The organism is Vreelandella piezotolerans, assembly GCF_012427705.1.
In the GTDB taxonomy this organism is placed as follows: domain Bacteria; phylum Pseudomonadota; class Gammaproteobacteria; order Pseudomonadales; family Halomonadaceae; genus Vreelandella; species Vreelandella piezotolerans.
The window spans coordinates 2728751-2747130 of record NZ_CP048602.1 but is presented as its reverse complement, the minus strand read 5'-3'; the positions used below and the strand labels follow the sequence as shown (position 1 = coordinate 2747130).

At 58.7% G+C, this 18380-nt stretch carries 20 protein-coding genes; 13 read left to right on the top strand and 7 right to left on the bottom strand.

What is annotated here, in order from left to right; all coding sequences use genetic code 11:
* Nucleotide 1: 1 nt before the first annotated feature.
* Nucleotides 2-970 (top strand): magnesium transporter CorA family protein, encoded by a 969-nt coding sequence (locus GYM47_RS12620; protein ID WP_044628402.1) that lies wholly within the window; start codon nt 2-4, stop codon nt 968-970.
* Here GYM47_RS12620 and GYM47_RS12615 read toward each other — a convergent pair.
* On the bottom strand, nt 967-2145 hold the full coding sequence (locus tag GYM47_RS12615; protein ID WP_139526660.1) for an MFS transporter: 1179 nt from the start codon (nt 2143-2145) through the stop codon (nt 967-969). The genes GYM47_RS12620 and GYM47_RS12615 overlap by 4 nt on opposite strands.
* A gap of 240 nt (nt 2146-2385) precedes the next feature.
* On the opposite strand from GYM47_RS12615, the gene GYM47_RS12610 reads away from it, so the two are divergent.
* Entirely contained in the window at nt 2386-3558 is a 1173-nt protein-coding gene (locus GYM47_RS12610; RefSeq protein WP_153842681.1) for an alcohol dehydrogenase catalytic domain-containing protein, read from the top strand.
* Nucleotides 3559-3569: 11 nt separating this feature from the next.
* Nucleotides 3570-4619 carry a proline racemase family protein gene (locus GYM47_RS12605; protein WP_044628405.1) on the top strand — a complete coding sequence of 350 codons (1050 nt, stop codon included), beginning with the start codon at nt 3570-3572 and terminating at the stop codon, nt 4617-4619.
* Here the strand turns inward: GYM47_RS12605 and GYM47_RS12600 are convergent.
* On the bottom strand, nt 4604-4786 hold the full coding sequence (locus GYM47_RS12600; RefSeq protein ID WP_044628406.1) for a DUF1289 domain-containing protein: 183 nt from the start codon (nt 4784-4786) through the stop codon (nt 4604-4606). The genes GYM47_RS12605 and GYM47_RS12600 overlap by 16 nt on opposite strands.
* A gap of 38 nt (nt 4787-4824) precedes the next feature.
* Nucleotides 4825-5247, bottom strand: coding sequence for an alternative ribosome rescue aminoacyl-tRNA hydrolase ArfB (gene arfB / locus GYM47_RS12595; RefSeq protein WP_044628407.1), 423 nt, complete (start codon nt 5245-5247; stop codon nt 4825-4827).
* Nucleotides 5248-5354: 107 nt separating this feature from the next.
* Between arfB and GYM47_RS12590 the strand changes: the two genes are divergently transcribed.
* The 6 genes from GYM47_RS12590 (at nt 5355) to GYM47_RS12565 (ending at nt 11367) form a co-directional block, all read left to right on the top strand.
* Nucleotides 5355-5966, top strand: a complete 612-nt coding sequence (locus tag GYM47_RS12590) for a flavin reductase family protein (protein ID WP_153842682.1) — start codon at nt 5355-5357, stop codon at nt 5964-5966.
* 104 nt (nt 5967-6070) lie between these two features.
* Entirely contained in the window at nt 6071-7228 is a 1158-nt protein-coding gene (locus GYM47_RS12585) for an ABC transporter substrate-binding protein (RefSeq protein ID WP_153842683.1), read from the top strand.
* Between the two features lie 49 nt (nt 7229-7277).
* Nucleotides 7278-9389 carry a methyl-accepting chemotaxis protein gene (locus GYM47_RS12580; RefSeq protein ID WP_153842684.1) on the top strand — a complete coding sequence of 704 codons (2112 nt, stop codon included), beginning with the start codon at nt 7278-7280 and terminating at the stop codon, nt 9387-9389.
* Nucleotides 9390-9514: 125 nt separating this feature from the next.
* Nucleotides 9515-10141, top strand: a complete 627-nt coding sequence (locus tag GYM47_RS12575; RefSeq protein WP_139526671.1) for an SDR family oxidoreductase — start codon at nt 9515-9517, stop codon at nt 10139-10141.
* A gap of 193 nt (nt 10142-10334) precedes the next feature.
* Nucleotides 10335-10904 (top strand): DJ-1/PfpI family protein, encoded by a 570-nt coding sequence (locus GYM47_RS12570; RefSeq protein ID WP_044628412.1) that lies wholly within the window; start codon nt 10335-10337, stop codon nt 10902-10904.
* Between the two features lie 85 nt (nt 10905-10989).
* The gene (locus GYM47_RS12565) at nt 10990-11367 is read left to right on the top strand and encodes a ribbon-helix-helix domain-containing protein (RefSeq protein ID WP_153842685.1); all 378 of its coding nucleotides are present in this window, start codon (nt 10990-10992) and stop codon (nt 11365-11367) included.
* 15 nt (nt 11368-11382) lie between these two features.
* Here GYM47_RS12565 and GYM47_RS12560 read toward each other — a convergent pair whose 3' ends face one another.
* A complete protein-coding gene (locus tag GYM47_RS12560) occupies nt 11383-12144 on the bottom strand; it encodes a DUF1499 domain-containing protein (RefSeq protein WP_044628413.1) in 762 nt (253 codons plus the stop codon).
* A gap of 108 nt (nt 12145-12252) precedes the next feature.
* On the opposite strand from GYM47_RS12560, the gene GYM47_RS12555 reads away from it, so the two are divergent.
* Nucleotides 12253-12603, top strand: coding sequence for a hypothetical protein (locus GYM47_RS12555; protein WP_153842686.1), 351 nt, complete (start codon nt 12253-12255; stop codon nt 12601-12603).
* Here the strand turns inward: GYM47_RS12555 and GYM47_RS12550 are convergent.
* Nucleotides 12600-12812, bottom strand: a complete 213-nt coding sequence (locus GYM47_RS12550; protein ID WP_139526677.1) for a DUF3820 family protein — start codon at nt 12810-12812, stop codon at nt 12600-12602. The genes GYM47_RS12555 and GYM47_RS12550 overlap by 4 nt on opposite strands.
* 150 nt (nt 12813-12962) lie before the next feature.
* On the opposite strand from GYM47_RS12550, the gene mqo reads away from it, so the two are divergent.
* Complete coding sequence (gene mqo, locus GYM47_RS12545; RefSeq protein WP_153842687.1) at nt 12963-14618, top strand: malate dehydrogenase (quinone); 1656 nt, start codon at nt 12963-12965, stop codon at nt 14616-14618.
* Between the two features lie 47 nt (nt 14619-14665).
* Here mqo and GYM47_RS12540 read toward each other — a convergent pair whose 3' ends face one another.
* Complete coding sequence (locus GYM47_RS12540) at nt 14666-15541, bottom strand: LysR family transcriptional regulator (protein WP_153842688.1); 876 nt, start codon at nt 15539-15541, stop codon at nt 14666-14668.
* A gap of 143 nt (nt 15542-15684) precedes the next feature.
* On the opposite strand from GYM47_RS12540, the gene GYM47_RS12535 reads away from it, so the two are divergent.
* Nucleotides 15685-16110, top strand: a complete 426-nt coding sequence (locus GYM47_RS12535) for a VOC family protein (RefSeq protein ID WP_044628417.1) — start codon at nt 15685-15687, stop codon at nt 16108-16110.
* Between the two features lie 21 nt (nt 16111-16131).
* Here GYM47_RS12535 and GYM47_RS12530 read toward each other — a convergent pair whose 3' ends face one another.
* Nucleotides 16132-17028 carry an AraC family transcriptional regulator gene (locus tag GYM47_RS12530; RefSeq protein ID WP_153842689.1) on the bottom strand — a complete coding sequence of 299 codons (897 nt, stop codon included), beginning with the start codon at nt 17026-17028 and terminating at the stop codon, nt 16132-16134.
* Nucleotides 17029-17225: 197 nt separating this feature from the next.
* On the opposite strand from GYM47_RS12530, the gene GYM47_RS12525 reads away from it, so the two are divergent.
* Nucleotides 17226-18287, top strand: coding sequence for an NAD(P)-dependent alcohol dehydrogenase (locus GYM47_RS12525; protein ID WP_044628419.1), 1062 nt, complete (start codon nt 17226-17228; stop codon nt 18285-18287).
* The last annotated feature ends 93 nt before the right edge of the window (nt 18288-18380 follow it).

Genomic DNA, 18380 nt, shown 5'->3' with positions numbered 1-18380 from the left:
TATGATTCGTTGTCTATTGACCACCCCAGAGGGCGACGTGCGCGAGGGCGACATTCGCCTGATGGACGAGTGGATGCGCATGCCCACAGCACACTTGTGGGTCGACATGAAAGGAGAGAGCGAAGCGCAGGAGCGTGAGATACTGGAGCGCTTCGAGTGTCACCCGATGGCCATACAAGACGCCCACAAAGAGCGCCATCCGCCGAAAATCGAAGAGTTCGACAATCACACGCTGATCATCTATCGCGGCATTTCCTCGTTCGATGCCCAGCTAAACTTCGTACCTCAGCAGATCTGTTTCTTCGTCGGCGAACGCTTTTTGGTGACCTTGCACCCCGGCGAGGCGATGAGTATCGAACGCTTACTCAATGAGCACGGCAAAACGCTATTGGCCCAGTCACCCGAGCAGGTGGCACTGAGAGTGATGTACACCTCGGCGGGCTTTTATATCGATAGCTTGCTGGAATTCGAAACGGAGCTCAGTGATCTCGAGGACGAGCTGCTAGACAATGGTAACGACGTGTTGATGCGTAAAATCACCACGTATCGCTCGCGTCTGGTCAAAATGCGCCGGATCTTCAGCTATCACAAAGGCATCACCCAAGAGCTGACGGCGTACGACTACGCGCACTTGCCGCGAGGCGAAAGCGAAACGCTGCATGCCATAACCGATGTCGAAGAACGTTTCGAGCGACTCTACACCCTAACGCAAATGTACTACGACATTTGTGGCGATCTCGTCGACGGCTATATCTCCATTTCATCACACCAGTTGAACATCACCATGCGGGTGTTGACGGTGATTACCGCTATTTTCGTCCCGCTAACCTTTATCGCCGGTATTTACGGCATGAACTTCGAGTACATGCCAGAACTGAGCTATCAGTACGGCTACTTTTTCGTTTGGGGGGCCATGCTAGGGATTGGTGGGGTGCTCATTTGGCTGTTCAAACGGAAACGCTGGTTTTAACCCCCTTGTCGAACCGCCAATTGCCGCAGACGACTGGCCAACAGTAAGAGCCCCAGCGCAATCAGTAGCCAAAGCGTGGCCAACAATATAGGAAACGCCCCCGCACCCGCCAAATCCAGCAGCGGGCCGGTCAGTGACGGAATGACCAGCGCCCCGCTGCCCGCGGCGGTAAAGATGGCGCCGGTGGTGCGCCCGCGCATGACGATCGACTGGTTGCACAGTGCAAACAGCGTAGGGAAAAACGCCGAGGCGGAGAGGCCAAACAGCAGCGCGCCAGCGCTTGGCGGCAGCGCGTTGAGGTGCAGACCTGCCGCTGCGCTCAGCCCCAGCGCTAGGCAGCCAGCGAGCACCTGCCAAGGTGAGCAAACGCGTAGTAGCGGGATGGCGAGCAGGCGTCCCGCCGAGAGCGCCAGCCAGAACAGCGTTGCCAGCAACGCCGCCTGCTCGGTGGTTAATCCAGAGAGCGTACCGTATGCGGTGACCCAGCCGGCGAACGTAATTTCGATGCCCACATAAAGAGAAAACAGTAGCATGAATAGTCCCAGCAAGAGCGGGTCGCGGTGTTTGAGCGTAGCCAAGGACGCGGGATTAGGGTCAACGGTGGGCATGGACGGGCTGACGAAGCGTGACAGCGGCCACAGCATGGCAGCCACGCTGGCCGCGACGATCCAAAACGTGAGGTGAAACTGTCCGGTGAGGGATAGCGCAGCAATCATGATCAGCGGCGTGAGCATGTTGCCGAAACTGAAACAGAAGTGCAGCGCGCTTACATTGGGGCCCGCTGCGTCTCGGTGCAGCCACAAAAGCAGCGTGTTCCCGCCCGCGTTGAGCGATACCTCCGCAAATCCCAGCAGCATGAACAGCAGCGTCAACAGCAGCAGAAGCGGGCTAAGCGGGGCCAGCGCCAGTCCGGCTACCGCCAGCACGCCCATCATCACCAACACGCGGTGGCCGTTGAAGCGATCCATGAGCAGCCCGGTGACCATGGCGCCGCTCATGTTGCCAACGGCACGTGCAGTGAACAGCACGGCGATTTGGCTCATGGAGGCACCGCTGGCCTCGGCCAAATGGGGCAGTGCTGGGCCAAGCAGTCCGCCGGTCATCCCAATGGCAATGAACAGGCCAAAGTAGGTCCAGGTGAGACGGCGATGGTACGTCGAGGTGAAGTGAAGCATACCGATCCTTGGCAGGGGCAGAAGCACGGTCGACCCGTAGCTTGACGGGTTTTGCTTACTCTCACTATTGGCGAAAAGTTGACGACCCGCCAGGCGGCTGACTGGGGGAGTGTGGCTTAAGGGCACTATGTGCTCTACTCATCCATCGTGATCGAGGGCATGCTGTCCTTCGTTCGCCCCCTTGAACCTCGCCCGGCGTTTGTTATCGTCGCGACATATGCACTCAACAAGGAACCACCCATGGCCCACACGGATAACAGCGCAACGATTCCGGCCACGATGTCGGCGATGCTCTTGACCGGTCACGGTGATGTCGACGCTCTGCAATACCGTCAGGACGTTCCCACGCCAACGCCCGGCCCTGGGCAGGTGCTGGTGCAAGTCACGGCGACGGCGAAAAACAACACCGACCGCAAAGCGCGCGAAGGCTTATACCCCACCAAAGGCAAAGAGGACGTGACCTCGTTTGCCATGGGTGGGTCGCCGACCCTGACGTTTCCGCGTATTCAAGGCGCTGACGTGGCAGGTCGGGTCGTTTCTGTCGGCGAGGGGGTCGATCCCCGGCGTATCGGGGAGCGCGGGCTGCTGGATTTCAATTTGTATGCCGACGAGCGTCGTGACATTAACCTGACGCCGGACTACTACGGACACGGCGCAGACGGCGGCTACGCCGAGTACGTGGCAGTGCCTGCCGACCAGTTTCACCATGTCCCCAACCCTGAGCTACACGATGCCGAGCTTGCGGCCATGGGCATGTGCTCGTATCAAACGGCCTACCACATGATGACGGCGGCCAACGTTCAGGCGGGCGAGCGTATCCTCGTCAGCGGCGCCAGCGGCGGGGTGGGCACGGCGTTGATCCAGCTATGCCGTATCGTCGGCGCGATTCCCTACGCCGTTAGCCAGCTCGATAAAGCCGACGCGCTACGTGCGTTGGGCGCAGAAGCCGTCATCGATCGAGGCGACCTGCCCACTTTCGTCGAGCGTGTGCTGGCCGCCACCGATGGTCAGGCCATCGATGCCGTCATGGATCTCGTTGGTGGCGAGATGACCGATCTGTTCATCGATACCATGATCGGCGATATGCAGCGTCGCACCACCTACCCCCGGCTCTCCATTGCCGGTGCCAGCGGCGGTAACCTCAGCGAGATCATGTGGACCCGCATCTATCTCTATCAGGTGCAGATAGTCGGCGTGTCCCACGGTACTCGGGAAGAAGCAGAGCAGTTGATAGCGTGGATACGCAGCGGTGAGTTAAAACCGGTGCTGCATGGCGCGTTCAAACTCTCTGACTTGCATCAGGCCGAGCGCTACTTCGTGAACCGAGGCAGCAACTACCTGGGGAAAATCGTCATCGTTCCCGATGCCCAGTGGGACACCCACGGTGCCCCATTTGCCATAACCTCTGCCTAGGAGCCGGGTGAGTGAAAAACCTGCATACGATTCGATTGTTGGACACCCATGCCGGGGGAGATGTCAGCCGCATCGTCACGGGCGGCATCGATGCATTGCCCGGTGCGACGGTGCGTCAACAGATGGAGTACCTGCGCGACGACGCCGACGGGTTGCGCCGTTTGTTGTTAGAAGAGCCCTACGGCATTCCCGAAATGTCGGTGGATCTCTTGGTGCCTGCCACCGACCCGGAAGCCGTGGCCGGATACATCATCATGGAAGTGATGGGCTACCCGATCTATTCCGGCTCGAACACGCTGTGCACGGCCACGGCCGTTCTGGAAACCGGCATCGTGCCCAAGCAGGAGGGAATTCAACGCTTCAAGTTAGAGGCCCCGGCAGGGCTGGTTCAAATCGAGGCCCGAGTGCACAACGGCGTGGTGGAGTCCGTGACCTGCGAAGGCCTGCCGAGCTATATCGATACCTATCGCGACACCATTCAAGTGCCAGGGATTGGGGAAGTCACCTACTCCGTCGCCTATAGTGGCGGTTTTTACGCCTTGGTCGATGCCGAGGCGTTGGGCTTCAAGCTGGTGCGTGATGAAGAGCAGGCGCTGGCGGCTTGTGCGTACAAAATCGTGGAGGCCATCAAGGCGCAACGCGGTTTCTCCCACTACACCCTAGGCGACGTGGGTCCGCTGCCTTTTCTGCACTTCATGGGGCCCGAAGAGCCGATCGCCGAAGGTTATATCCGCTCGCGGTCGACCACCTACGTGCACCCCGGCGTCATTTGCCGGAGTACCACGGGCACCGGCACGTCGGCAAGGCTAGCGCTAATGAATTACGAGGGGCGGTTGAGCCTCGGCGATAAGCTGGAAACCGTATCGCTTAGGGAAACCGGCTTCATTGGCACGTTTACCGGCACGCATCAAGAAGGGGCTTATCAAGTGGTGGAAAACACCATTACGGGACGCAGCTACGTGCTGGCGGAGTCGAGTATCGTGATCAACTGCGACGACCCGATGGTCGCCTGTGGCGAGTTGCATCATATCCTGAGTGATCGCCATCACGAAGAGACGTAGCCCTCCTGTTCGATTCGTTCCCACACCGGGGCCTTCTCGGCCTCGGTCATGCTTCCCCAGCAGGCAATTTCATCCAACGTGCGCCCGCATCCCTGGCACGTTTGGGTGTTCGGCTCGATCTGGCATACGTGAATACAGGGCGATAGCGGGCGAGGTGTCGATGGCATCGAGTTCACTGTGTCAAGTAGTAGAAAGGGGAAAGCGATCAGCGCTCACTGGCTGGCACTTTACCACGTAGCGACTTGAGCTTGCCTTTCCGGGTTTTGTGGTCCACTCGGCGGCGCTGAGAGGCTTTCGTAGGTTTCGTAGGACGGCGCGTTTTGGGCTGTTTGGCCACGCTCTTGATCAGCGCCTCGAGGCGGTTCAAGGCGTCCTCTTTATTCAGCTCGAGCGTGCGGTAGCTCTGAGCTTTGATGATCACTACCCCCTCTTTACTGATACGCTGGTCCGACAGGGCCATTAGTCGCTCTTTGTAGACCGGCGGCAGCGTCGAACGCTGAATGTCGAAACGTAAATGCACCGCAGACGCGACTTTATTGACATTCTGACCGCCTGCCCCCTGTGCGCGAATTTGGCTAATGTCGATTTCCCAGTCGGCCAAGCTAACGCTATTGGTAATAGTGAGCATTCCGTTCCCGGATCGTTGTATGAGTCTGTAGGCTAACATACTTGACAGAGGGTAGGCGCCAGCGGCCTATTAAGGGCACCGTTCTTGCCACGCCATCAGGAGAGTCCATGAATACTCTATTGACCGAGTCGTCGCTCAGTGCAGGTAGTCTCTACCGGCTGCTATCGGGCTGCGTTTGCCCACGACCGATTGCCTGGGTGGCTACTCAGGACAAGCAGCGGAACGCCAACCTAGCGCCATTCTCGTTTTTCAACGTGGCCAGCATCGACCCGCCCATTTTAGCATTTTCGCCGCTGTTGGATGGTAGCGCCCAACCCAAAGACACGCTGCGAAATTTGGCAGAAGTCCAAGAGTGCGTGGTACATGTCGGCACCGAAGGGTTGGTCGATGCGCTCAATACCACGAGCGCCAGCCTGCCAAGACACGAAGACGAGTTCACGCTGGCGGGGCTGGAAAAGTCCACCATGCCGGGGGTGAGCGTGCCACGCATCGCAGCGGCCCCGGTGGCATTTGGCTGTACACTGTTGGAAGTGAAGCGTTTTGGCGATCGGCCGCTAGCGGGTAGCCTAGTGTTGGCGCAAATCGTGTCGATTCATATCGACGATACGCTGTGGGACGGTCGTCACGTGGATATGGCCGCGCTGCAACCGATCGGCCGCTTGGCGGGGAGTGACTACGTGCGCATCACTGACCGCTTCGCCATCGAGCGGCCTGCTTAAATCAAGACACGTTTTTTTACACTCTGTTTAAAAGCTCGCCAAGCTTAAGTCGTATACTCTTCCGCCGATATTAGAAAAAAGCATCGCGATGTGGGAGAGAACCAATGCGTCGAATCACAACATGGCTAATGGCGGCGGGGCTTGTGGCTGCTCCGCTGGCTCATGCCGCACTCGAAGTCGGCATGGTGGCGCCCGCAAGCGGCGGTGCTGCTCCTCTGGGCATTGGTATGCAGCAGGGCATCGACACCTACTTTGCCAAGCTCAATAGTGAAGGCGGTATCAACGGTCAAACGATCAGCCTCACGACGTTCGATGATCAATACTCGCCGCTGCAGGCAGCCAAGTACACCCGCGAGCTAGTGGGTAACGATCGCCTGCTTGCCGCGATTGGCAATGTAGGAACGCCTACGGCAGCGGTCACTATCCCGATCTATAATCAGCAAAAGACGCTGCTATTTGGGGCATTCACCGGGGCGGGAATTCTGCGCCGCTCACCGCCCGATCGTTATGTCATCAACTACCGTGCCAGCTACGTTCAAGAAACGGCAGCAATGATCGATGGCCTTCTTGCGGCTGGTATAGAGCCCGAAGAGATCGCATTTTTTACCCAAAACGACAGTTTTGGCGACGCGGGCTATAACGGCGCAATTCGCGCGCTCAATGCCCAAGGCGTCTTGAATACCTCCCAACTGGTTCATGGTCGTTTCACCCGCGGAACGCGTAACGTTCATCAAGGGCTTGCCAGTATTCTTCAGGCACCGGTCACACCCAAGGCAGTGATCATCGTCGGCACCTTTGGCCCGGCCGCTGACTTCATTCGTGAAGCGCGACAAGACCTGCCCGATGCGCTGTTTCTAAATGTCTCATTCGTCGGTAGCCAGGCGCTGCTAGAGGCGCTTGGCCCGCAGGCGGAGGGGGTCATCGTGACGCAAGTGGTACCGCCGTTGGATGCCGATCTGCCGGCCGTCGAAGAGTATCGTCAGGCGTTGGCTGAGTACGCCCCCGACGCCACCCCCGACTTTATTTCCCTTGAAGGCTACCTAGCCGCCAAGCTGTTTGCCGAAGGCCTCAAGGCGGCGGGTAATAACCCTGATCGAGAAGCGGTGGTCAATGGCCTTTTGAGCCTGGGCAGTATCGATATCGGCGTTGGCGAACCGCTCACATTGGGCCCGAACGACCATCAAGCCAGCGATGCCGTCTGGCCTACCATTATCCGAAATGGCCAGTTCGAGCCGGTGGATTGGAACAGCCTAGCCCGCTAGCCGTGGCTCTCTATTCCGTTTGCAATCTCTGACACAGCGAATACCCCTGATGAAAAAAACCATAAGTATCCGCGCGATGCTCATTAGCCTCTTTGTCGCCGCCGTGCTGGGCAGCATCGTGTTGGCCGGCACTGGGTGGATGACCAACCAGCGGCTGATCAACGTTCAGCACTTCGTGGCCGATGAGGTGCTGCCGCTGCAAGATGCGAGCCGCAGCATGGTATTGACCATGGGTGCCTTTGGCCAGCGACATGCCGATCTACTCGCCGCTGGTAATCTCCAAGCGTTGGAAGAAGTCACGCCGCGCAGCGAGTTGACAGCACGCTATGGCCAAGCCCGCACGGGGCTTGCGCGTATCGAGCAGACCAATGCCGCAACGCAGCTCGCTGCACTGGATAGCCAGTACCAAGAGCTAATGGCTGGCGACGAGGCGTTGGAAAACGTGCGGCGCGATGCGCTGAGCCTGCAGGCCCAAATGGCCGAGCAGATTGCTCAAATGCAGGCGGCCATCACTAACGTCATGCGCAGTGCCGAAGACATCGCCGGACGTACCGCTCTGGCTCAGGTGCGCGAAGAGCGTCGGCAGCGCGAACTCATGGAAGCATGGCGGGAAGAGGGCACCACCACGCTGCCGACTCAACTGTTGGATAGCATGTTCTCTGCTCGTGTCGATATCGGTCGTCTGAGCGGCAACGCCCGTATGGCCGTTGCCACGCTGTCCGATCTGGGGCGACAAATGATGCAGGTGGAGAGCATCGATGCGTTGGTCAATCTGCGTAGCAACGAAATTTCCCAACAGGTGGCGCTGGCACGACAGTCTTTGGCGGCCATTGCCGAGGCCCCCAGCACGACCGTAGAGCAGCGCGTGCTCATTGGCGAACTCGATGAGGTCATCGTCGAGCTGAACGGGTTGATGGTGGAAGATGCCGATTCGGTCTACGCGCTACGCCAGCAGCAACTGGATCTGGGTGCTCAAGTGCAAGCGGCGTTGGCGAACGTGGCGGCGGCAACACGTGAGATGCGCTCAGCGCTAAGCGATATCGAAGCCTACACCGTCGCCCAGGCGGCAAGCGCCAGTGAAGAGGCCGAGACGTTGGCGAATGCGGGCCGTACGCTGCTGGTGTTGGTCACCTTGGGCGTGATCGTCGTACTGGCCATCTTTGGCTGGCGCACATTGGTACGCGTACTGGGGCCGCTGGTGGCCATGCGTCGTCAGATGGAGAGCATCAGCGGTGCCGCCGGTGAAAATGCCGACCTTTCCATGCGGCTGGCGCTGCAGCGTGATGACGAAGTCGGTCAAGCTGCCCAAGCGTTCAACCGTATGATGGACACCTTCGAAGGCATGGTGTCTCAGATCCGTGAAAGCGCCGAGGCGATTGCCGCAAGCAGCCGCCAGATCGCCTCCGGTAATGAAAACCTCTCTCAGCGTACTGACCAACAGGCGGCATCGCTGGCAGAGACGGCTTCCAGCCTCGAGCAGATTACCGCCACCGTCAAGCAGACCGCCGACTATGCCGATCAGGCCAAGGGCGCGAGCAACAGCGTGGATGACCGCGCGCGCTCGGCGGGTGATGTCGCCAAACGCACGACGGCGGCCATGAGTGACATTCGTCAAGCGAGTGAAAAAATCACCTCCATCATCAAAGCCATCGACGATATTGCCTTCCAGACTAACTTGCTGGCACTGAACGCCTCGGTGGAAGCAGCCCGAGCGGGTGAACAAGGACGAGGCTTTGCCGTGGTCGCTCAAGAAGTGCGTAAGCTGGCAGGGCGCAGTGCAGAAGAGGCCGCGCAAATTCGCCACTTGGTAGACGACAGCGTACAAAAAGTAAGCGAAGGCGAGCAGTTAGTAAACGCATCGAGCCATCATTTGCAGGATATTGTCGATAGCCTCTCCGAGGTAACTCGTTACGTCACGGAGATTGCAGACGCGACGAAAGAGCAGTCGGCCGGTATCGATCAGATCAACCAGGCCATTTCACAGTTGGATCAAGTAACGCATCAAAACGCACGCTTGGTGCAAGAGGCCTCCAGCGCTAGCCATACGTTGGATGAACGCGCAGGCGATATGCATACCTTGGTAAGCCGGTTTCACGTTAGTCATGGCGTTGGCCAACCGGCCGCGCTGCCAAGCCAGCCCGAGCACCATAGCCTGACTTAGCCCCGGGGTGGGGCGTTCGGTCTTGTCGCGGGCACCGGAAGGTGCCCGCCGTGTTTGTATTGACGGTTGAACTTTGGACGCACCGCCTACACTGATACAGGGGACACGATAGACAAGGAGGCAAAATGACGACCTTAGTGATTGGTGCCAATGGTCAGATCGGTAAACAGTTCTGTGCATTAGCCAAAGAGGCAGGCACGCCCATTAAAGCCATGATTCGTAACGAAGAGCAGGCCACTTGGTTCCAAGAACGGGGAATTCGTACCGTCGTGGGCGATTTAGAAGGCGAGATGGAGCACGCCTTCGAAGGATGCGATCAAGTCGTTTTTACCGCCGGTTCTGGCCCACACACAGGCCCTGACAAAACGCTATTGATCGATCTATTTGGCGCGATTCGTGCGGCCGATATTGCCAGCCAGAAGGGGCTCTCGCGCTATATCATGGTCAGCGCCATGCGGGCAGAAAAGCCGCTGGAGGCGCCTGAAAAAATGCGCCCCTATATGGCGGCCAAGTTCGCCGCCGATGCCCACCTGCGCCACAGTGACGTTTCCCATGTCATCGTCAAGCCTGGCCGTCTTACCGACGAAGCGCCGACCCTCAAGTTCGCTAGCAGCGTGGACGAAGCGGGCGATAACCAAATTTCCCGGGCCAACGTGGCCTATGCACTGCTGCGCGTGGTGCAAACCCCTGGTCTCGTCAATCGAGACATCACGTTGTTGGACGGCAAGCGCCCCGTCGACGCGCTTCTGTAACCCCGACCTGTCGTGCCAAGCCCGCTCACTCGTAGCGGGCTTTTTTTGCGCTCTTTTTTGCGTTGGGGCGAGCCGTACGTATCGCTGACGCGCTGTAGTAATGGCGTACTACCCCCGTTCTCTGGCGGCTTGCTACTCTGCCACCACACGCCTACGGCGTGCTCCACCGACGACAATCACAAGGAGAACGGAGATGAGCAGCAAGCGTATTCTAATGATCACCGGTGATTTTACCGAAGATTACGAAACCATGGTGCCCTTCCAAGCGCTGATGGCGGTAGGTCACCGTGTCGATGCGGTTTGCCCCGGCAAAGCCTCGGGAGATACCGTGGCCACCGCCATTCACGATTTCGAAGGCGACCAGACGTACACCGAGAAGCCGGGCCACCGCTTTGCGCTGAATGCGGATTTCGCCAGCGTCGACCCTGCCGATTACGACGCCCTGGTGGTGCCCGGTGGCCGAGCGCCAGAGTACCTGCGGCTGAACCAAGAAGTGTTAGCGATGGTGACGCACTTCTTCGATGCCCAGAAACCGGTGGCGGCGATTTGTCATGGCGCCCAACTGCTGGCCGCGGCCAAGGTGCTGGAGGGAAAACGGTGCTCGGCGTACCCTGCTTGTCAACCTGAGGTCGAGTTGGCAGGCGGGCAGTTCGCGGACATAGAGGTCACCGACGCGGTGACCGATGGCAACCTGGTCACCGCACCCGCATGGCCTGCCCATCCTGCTTGGCTGGCGCAGTTCATGGCGTTACTCGATCAGTAGCGGCGATCGGCAACAGGTGCGCGCCTGCGCTGGGCGCGCGCTTGCTCGGCGGCTATGCTGAATGAGACGAAGAGGGGAGATGGCCATGTGCAAACTGTTTATCGATGCGGACCCTGACCTATGGCGCAGCGCCACCCACTCGCTGCGCATCGATGGTATGGTGACCAGCGTGCGGATGGAAAATTATTTCTGGCGACTGCTGGAAGAGATCGCGCAGCGCGACGGAATGAACACCGCACAGATGATCACTCGGCTATATCACGAGTCGATCGATGCGGACCATGACCTGGGGAATTTCACCTCGTTCTTGAGGGTCTGCGCGCTGCGTTACCAGGCGCTACAGCTTAGCGGCGATATTCCCGCCAACGTAGCCGTGCCCATCGGTGAGCTGGACGCCCAGCAGATTCTTTCCCGTGAAAGCACGCTGCATAAAGACGTCCTCAACAAAAAGCACGTTCACTAGTCACGTCCGGCTGAGTTACTCCAGCCGCTCGCGCAGCGCGCTCATAAACGTCTCGATACGCTGCGCATTGGTGCCTACATCGCTGGCCCCCAGCCGCGAAGCCGAGCGCATGTCCACCCTAGTGCGGTTGCCCTGCTCGGTCAGCCGAATGACCACGTCATCTTCGAACCCAAACCAGCGCGTCACGGCGGTGGCTTCCAAACCGGTAGGGGTAATCTCGGCAATGTTCCAACCGGCGGCCTCTACTTCGGCCTGCACTGCAGCCAGTACGGTGGCGGCAGGGGCATCGACGACCAAGGGGCGAACGTTCGGGTAGGCCGCTTGCTGCTGCTCGGCGGTCGCCTCGCCTGGGTAGTCTACTTCGTTGGGGGCGGCTTCGCGGGCCTCCCGCAGGGCAGCGAACGCTGGCGGGTTTTGGGTATCGGTGGTGATGTCATGGATGACCGGCGCCTGCTGAGCGCGCTGCCACTGTTGCCAGGGCATGTAGAGTAGGGCTGCGGTGAGCATGAGCACGCCAATGGCCACGATCGCCGTGCCGCCCCGCCGAGTGAATGCGCTGATGAGTAGCACCAACACGCTCAGCGCCACTGCCGCCGTGGCTGCATAGACACCATTACGTAGCAGGTTGAAGGCCTCTCCTAAGCCGACCCACTGCCAGCGATAGGCGGGGCCAGCCCCTGCCATTAATAGCGCTGCCGCCACGAGCGCCAGCACGCTTAGCCAGGCAAAGGCTTTAGGCCAGCGGCTGTAATGTCGCTGATTGCGTCTACCGACCATCTGTCTCTCCTCGCAGTGATAGGAACGTATCGTCTGGCCACAGCATAGCCAGCGATGTGGTAGCGTGGCTATTTCTACCACATGATTGAATCAGCGAGTCACGACCCAATGCGCTCATCCGATGCCATCGCTATGCTTGCCCACCAAGTGCGCACGCTCCTCATTCAGGCACCCACCAGTGCACTGCCCATGAACTATCAGCAGGTTGCTAACGCCTTGGGGCTGACGCCACCGCGCACCATTGCACGGGTGACACAAGCGCTGGAGCAGTTAATGGAGCAGGACGTCGCCGCCGGGCGGCCGATGATCGCCGCCCTGGTGATCAGCCGTCGGGGAGACGATATACCGGCCACCGGTTTTTTCCAAAAAGCCGTCGCGTTAGGCCGGTTTCCGAACGACCCCGCCCAGCATCGCCGCCGTTACGTCGAAGAGCGGGAGCAGGCGCTGCGCGCTCGTTAGCGGGCGCGCAGCGGCGTGAGCAGGTCGCTCAGGCCGTTATGGTCGATTTCATGCATCAGGTGCAGTAGCTGACCGATCTCCCCTTGGGGAAATCCTTCCCGAGCAAACCAGTTCAAATAAGGGCCCGGCAAATCCGCAATGAGCCAGCCCTCGTATTTACCGAAAGGCATCTTGCGCGTGACCAGTTTTTCTAAATCCTCGGGTTTCATTCGTTAATTCCTTTCATTCTCATTTAAGCTCTCTTTTATATTCCCGCGCCCGCGGTTATTTGTTAGACTTTCGTCGCAATTCTTTTACCCTCCTCGACGCTGGGCACCTGCTGTTCCGGTACGTCATTTCTGTATCGTCAGGGACATGACATGCAAAAACGTTTAAGTCTGTTACTTTGTTCACCACTTTTAGCCTTGGCGACATCGCCTGTTTCCGCCGATGAACCGATCGATGTGGTGCTCATCGGCGGTGGTATCATGAGCGCTACGTTAGGCACTTACCTGCAAGAGTTAGAGCCGGAGTGGGACATTCACCTTTACGAGCGTCTTGGTGAAGTGGCGCAAGAGAGCTCCAACGCGTGGAACAACGCCGGTAGTGGCCACTCTGCGTTCATGGAAATGAACTACACGCCGGATGCCAGTGGCCGTGTCGAGATCCAGCGCGCCATCAACGTCACCGAGCAGTTCGAAATTTCTCGTCAATTCTGGGCGCATCAAGTCGAGAACGGCATTCTTGGTGAACCCTCCTCATTTATCAATAGCGTGCCGCACATTGCCGTGGTGTGGGGCGATGAAGACGTCAGCTTCCTGCGCGAGCGTTACGACGCCATGACGCAGAACCCGCTGTATGCGGGCATGGAGTACTCGGAAGATCGCGCAGAGCTGGCCGAGTGGATGCCGCTGATCATGGAAGGTCGTGACAACGACGACCGCCCAGTGGCCGCCACGCGCATGCAAATGGGCACCGAAGTGAACTACGGTGCTCAGGCCCGTGAAATGGTCGAAGCGCTGACGCGCAGCGAGCACTTTACGCTCGGTTTGCACAGCGAAGTACGTGACCTGAGCCGTAACGACGACGATACCTGGCAAGTCACCATTGCCCACCTGGACAGCGGTGAAGAGAGCACGGTCGATGCTCGCTACGTGTTCATCGGCGCCGGTGGTGCAGCGCTTCCGCTGCTGCAGGCATCGGGCATTCCCGAAGCCGAGGCTTACGCCGGTTTCCCTGTGGGTGGCCAGTTTCTCTACACCACCAATCCGGATGTCGTGTCACAGCACGACGTGAAAGCGTATGGGAAAGCGGGCGAAGGCTCGCCGCCCATGTCCGTCCCGCACCTGGATCTGCGCTACCTGGATGGCGAGCCTGCGCTGTTCTTCGGGCCCTTTGCCACGTTCTCCAGCAAGTTCTTGAAAGAGGGCTCTTGGACGGATCTATTTGGCTCCATGACGCTGGATAACACCTGGCCGATGATGGAAGTCGGTCTGGATAACTTCAATCTGGTCAGCTATCTCGTCGGCCAGGTCTTGATGTCCGACGACGACCGCTTCGAAGCGCTGCAGGCGTACTATCCCAACGCCCAGCGTGACGATTGGACGCTGTGGACGGCGGGCCAGCGCGTACAGATCATCAAGAACGACCCCGAGCGTGGCGGCGTGCTACAGTTCGGTACGGAAGTCGTGACCTCGCAGGACGGCACCATGTCCGCGCTGTTGGGCGCGTCGCCGGGCGCCTCTACTGCGCCGTCGATCATGCTTGGCTTGCTGGATCGCGTCTTCCCGACTCAGGTGGCCAGCGACGAGTGGCAATCTACGCTGACCGAGATCATTCCTTCGTACGGCCAAAAGCTGGCGGAGAACCCTGAGTTGTTGCGCGAGGTGCGCGCTTACACGGCACAGACGCTCAATTTAGACGAGCCCATGAACCTACCCAGCGCTGACGAGGCGTCGCAAGACGAGCCGAGTGCAGACGAAGAGAGCATGACAGAAGAGAGCAGTACGGAAGCCGAAAGCACTACCGAGGCTTAAGCCACATGCGTTCCGTGCTCACTAGCGCCAGCCCTCGGGCTGGCGTTTTAGTGTTCGGCTGCAGCGACTTGCGTCAGCAGGGCGGCCAGTGCCTGGGCCGGTTTGCTGAGCTGGCCGCTAGCGCGATGAACGATACCGATATCGCGATGGAAGGTGTGCTCTTTCAAGTCGATGGCACGCACGCCCGCGGGCCAGCGCCGAAGGGCGCTTGGCTGCGGCACTAGCGCCACGCCCACGCCGTTGGCCACCAGCTGTATGATGGCGTCTAGCTCGTCTACCTCGCACACGTCCCTGACGTGACAGTGGTTGTCACGCAAGAAACGATCGACCTGACGGCCGCCGAACGAGGCACGATCGTAGCGGACGAACGGCTGTTGAGTGAGTAGCGCCCGCCAGTCGTCCGTGGTTAGCCTGCGGGGCACCAGCAGACGAAACGGCTCATGGGCCAACGGCTGCCAGCGCAGGTCGCTATGCAGCGAAAACGGCGGTCGAATGATCACCGCCATGTCCAGTTCCCCTGCATCCACTTGGTTCATCAATGAGAGAGACAGCCCCGGCACCACGCGGGAGCGGCATTCGGGAAACTGACGGTGAAAATGCGCCAATACGTTCGGCAGAAGCGAGCGTTGAATGGAGGCTATCGCACCCAAGGTGACGCGAGTGGCGGCTTCCTGTCCAGCAGAAGCGGCGCCTAAGGTGCCGTATAGGGCTATCAGTGCCTGCGCTTGTTGCAACGTCTCTTGTCCGCGCTTAGTCAGTACCGCTGCCCGCCCGCTGCGCTCGAACAGCGCTACGCCAAGCGCTGCCTCCAAACGTTTCATCTGCGCGCTGACGGCGGCTTGGGTCAGGCCGATATGCTGGCCCGCTGCCGCAAAGGTGCCGTGCTGGGCAACGGCGATGAGCGTTTTGAGTTCGCGGATCATGGTGAGATTTTCATCAATAAAATTTGTGAATAGATCAAAAAACAATTGATTTAATTTTTACATTGCGCCTTTTAGGATAGTGACACGGGTCAAGCGCAGCGCGCTAGCCGTGTACCAACAAAAGCACCTATCAGGAGACATCCATGAGCCTTTCCCCCTTTCACTTAGCCATTCCCGTTTATGACGTCGCTTTGGCGCGCACTTTCTACAACGATGTGTTTGGCCTAGAAGAGGGCCGTTCCAGCGATCATTGGGTCGATTTCGACTTTTTCGGGCATCAGTTGGTGATCCATGAGCACCCCAAAACGCCCGGACAAGAGAGTGCCCACACCAACCCGGTAGATGGTCATAACGTACCGGTGCCTCACTTTGGGGTCATTTTGGAGTGGGACGAGTGGGAAGCGCTAGCCGAGCGCTTGAAAGCGCGTAACACCGACTTTGTCATCGAGCCTTACATTCGCTTCAAGGGCGAAGTGGGCGAGCAGGCCACCATGTTTCTGCTCGACCCCTGCGGCAATGCGCTCGAATTCAAGGCATTCAAAGACAAGAGCCAGATCTTCGCTAAATAGGCAGGGCGTGTCTAAAGGCCACTAAGCGCGCAGCGCCTGCTCCTGGCGACGATGCTGAAGGGGTGACTCGCCAAAGTAGCGCTTATAGTCGCGGCTAAACTGCGGCACACTGCGGTAGCCCACCGCCAGCGCCGCCTGATTCACGTTATGGCTATCTTGCAATAAGAGCTGCTGCGCTTTGATCAAGCGCAGCCGCTTGAGATACTGAGCGGGCGAGGCGCGGGTAATCTGCTTGAAATGCTGGTGAAACGTCGACACGCTCATGTTCGCCTGCTGCGCGAGCCGCTCTACCGAAAAGTCCTCTGCAAAGTGGGTATGTAGCTGCGAGAGCACCTGCACGATGCGTGAATAGTTGCCGTGCCCCTGCACCAGCGCCCTCAAAGCCGGGCCTTGTTCACCTTTGAGCGCTTCGAACACCACGTCACGTATTCGGGCATCGCCCATGGCGCTGCACGCAACCGCATCGTGCAGCGTATGGGCCAAGCGCATGACGGCATCCTGCATCCCTTCGTTCATTGCGACCGATGCCATGGGCAAAGGCGCGGTGCTGCTTGGCGGGTATCCCTCGCCCATCGCGGTGACCATTTCACTGAGCAGTGCTGGGTCGAGTTTGACCGACATACCCAGTAGCGGGGCCTCGGGAGAACCGTACGTTTCGCACTCGAACGGCATGGGCAGCGTCTGGACCAAATAGTGCCCGGGGTTGTAGTGAATCTCTCGGTCGCCCAGATAGCCCACTTTGCGCCCCTGAGCGATGATGATGAGACAAGGGTCATACATCAGAGGTGTACGGACTTGCTGCCTGCCCAGGCAGAGCAGGCTGACGCGATCCAAGCGGGAAGGGCTGGGGCCGTCGCCTTTTACGAGCGGTATGATGAGGTCGGAAAGCGCATTACCAACATGTGCGGTACTGGCCACAAGGCCCTCCTTACGCAAATGAAATCGAATCGTTCGCGAGAATTATGACGTTTTGTTGTGCATTTTTGTTATTTTATTACCCATTTATAGAGAAATAAGCAAAAAAAACGTAGCTTCGTTCATCGCTATCTCCGCCCAGGCAGCCAATAATGAAAACACCTTCCGCCTCTGCGGGATGTATCAAAAAAGGAGTTTTCATGAGCCAAGCAAAATCTTACGCCGCGTTTTCCGCTGACAAGCCGCTCGCGCCGTTTACCTTTGATCGTCGTGAGCCTCGCCCTGACGATGTTGCCATTGAAATCCTTTACTGCGGCGTATGTCACAGCGACCTGCACTTTGCGCGCAACGACTGGGGCATGACCCAGTATCCCGTGGTGCCTGGTCACGAAATCGTGGGCCGTGTGACGTCCGTGGGCAGCGACGTGACCCGTTTCAAAGCCGGTGATTTGGTCGGTGTGGGTTGTATGGTCGATTCCTGCCGCACCTGCTCCGCCTGTCAAGATGGCGTCGAACAGTACTGCTTGGAAGGCTTCACCATGACCTACGGCAGCCCGGACCGCCAAGACGGCACCATGACGCAGGGTGGTTATTCCGACGCCATCGTCGTCAGTGAGCACTTCGTGCTGAAAATGCCGGACGGTATCGATCTAGCCTCAGCAGCCCCCATCCTGTGCGCCGGTATCACCACCTACTCTCCGCTGAAGCATCACGGTGTAGGCAAAGGTCATAAAGTAGGCGTGATTGGTATGGGTGGCCTGGGCCATATGGGGGTCAAACTGGCCAAGGCATTGGGCGCCGAAGTGACAGTCTTCACGCGCTCCGATGCCAAGGTGGAAGAAGCCAAGCGTAACGGTGCCGACCATGTGGTGGTCTCCAGCGACCAGGCGCAAATGGACGCCGTGGCCGAGACGTTCGACTTCATGCTCGATACCGTGCCGGTTCAACACGACTTGAACCCTTACCTCGCATCGCTGAAGTACGACGGTACGCATATTCTGGTCGGCCTTCTAGAGCCCATCGAACCGGCCATCGAAGCATTCAATCTGGTGTTCAAGCGCCGCGTCGTCGCAGGCTCTCTCATCGGCGGTATTGCGGAAACCGAGGAGCTGCTCAAGCTTTGTGCCGAGCAGAACATCTCTTGCGATATCGAAATGCTCGATATCCACAAGATCAACGAAGGCTTCGAGCGTATGGAGAAAGGGGACGTGCGCTACCGCTTCGTGATCGACATGGCGACGTTGAAAGATACCGCTGCCTAAGCCATCGTGCTCCAGCAAGCCCACCGCAAAATGGCGGTGGGCTTTTTTGTTCGTTCGTTATGTCATCTTCGTTGGTAGACAAAGGTCTTAGTG

Coding starts and splice junctions, on each gene's coding strand:
- GYM47_RS12620 (WP_044628402.1), top strand. CDS start 2: ATGATTCGTTGTCTATTGACCACCCCAGAGGGCGACGTGCGCGAGGGC.
- GYM47_RS12615 (WP_139526660.1), bottom strand. CDS start 2,145: ATGCTTCACTTCACCTCGACGTACCATCGCCGTCTCACCTGGACCTAC.
- GYM47_RS12610 (WP_153842681.1), top strand. CDS start 2,386: ATGGCCCACACGGATAACAGCGCAACGATTCCGGCCACGATGTCGGCG.
- GYM47_RS12600 (WP_044628406.1), bottom strand. CDS start 4,786: ATGCCATCGACACCTCGCCCGCTATCGCCCTGTATTCACGTATGCCAG.
- arfB (WP_044628407.1), bottom strand. CDS start 5,247: ATGCTCACTATTACCAATAGCGTTAGCTTGGCCGACTGGGAAATCGAC.
- GYM47_RS12590 (WP_153842682.1), top strand. CDS start 5,355: ATGAATACTCTATTGACCGAGTCGTCGCTCAGTGCAGGTAGTCTCTAC.
- GYM47_RS12585 (WP_153842683.1), top strand. CDS start 6,071: ATGCGTCGAATCACAACATGGCTAATGGCGGCGGGGCTTGTGGCTGCT.
- GYM47_RS12580 (WP_153842684.1), top strand. CDS start 7,278: ATGAAAAAAACCATAAGTATCCGCGCGATGCTCATTAGCCTCTTTGTC.
- GYM47_RS12575 (WP_139526671.1), top strand. CDS start 9,515: ATGACGACCTTAGTGATTGGTGCCAATGGTCAGATCGGTAAACAGTTC.
- GYM47_RS12570 (WP_044628412.1), top strand. CDS start 10,335: ATGAGCAGCAAGCGTATTCTAATGATCACCGGTGATTTTACCGAAGAT.
- GYM47_RS12565 (WP_153842685.1), top strand. CDS start 10,990: ATGTGCAAACTGTTTATCGATGCGGACCCTGACCTATGGCGCAGCGCC.
- GYM47_RS12560 (WP_044628413.1), bottom strand. CDS start 12,144: ATGGTCGGTAGACGCAATCAGCGACATTACAGCCGCTGGCCTAAAGCC.
- GYM47_RS12555 (WP_153842686.1), top strand. CDS start 12,253: ATGCGCTCATCCGATGCCATCGCTATGCTTGCCCACCAAGTGCGCACG.
- GYM47_RS12550 (WP_139526677.1), bottom strand. CDS start 12,812: ATGAAACCCGAGGATTTAGAAAAACTGGTCACGCGCAAGATGCCTTTC.
- mqo (WP_153842687.1), top strand. CDS start 12,963: ATGCAAAAACGTTTAAGTCTGTTACTTTGTTCACCACTTTTAGCCTTG.
- GYM47_RS12540 (WP_153842688.1), bottom strand. CDS start 15,541: ATGATCCGCGAACTCAAAACGCTCATCGCCGTTGCCCAGCACGGCACC.
- GYM47_RS12535 (WP_044628417.1), top strand. CDS start 15,685: ATGAGCCTTTCCCCCTTTCACTTAGCCATTCCCGTTTATGACGTCGCT.
- GYM47_RS12525 (WP_044628419.1), top strand. CDS start 17,226: ATGAGCCAAGCAAAATCTTACGCCGCGTTTTCCGCTGACAAGCCGCTC.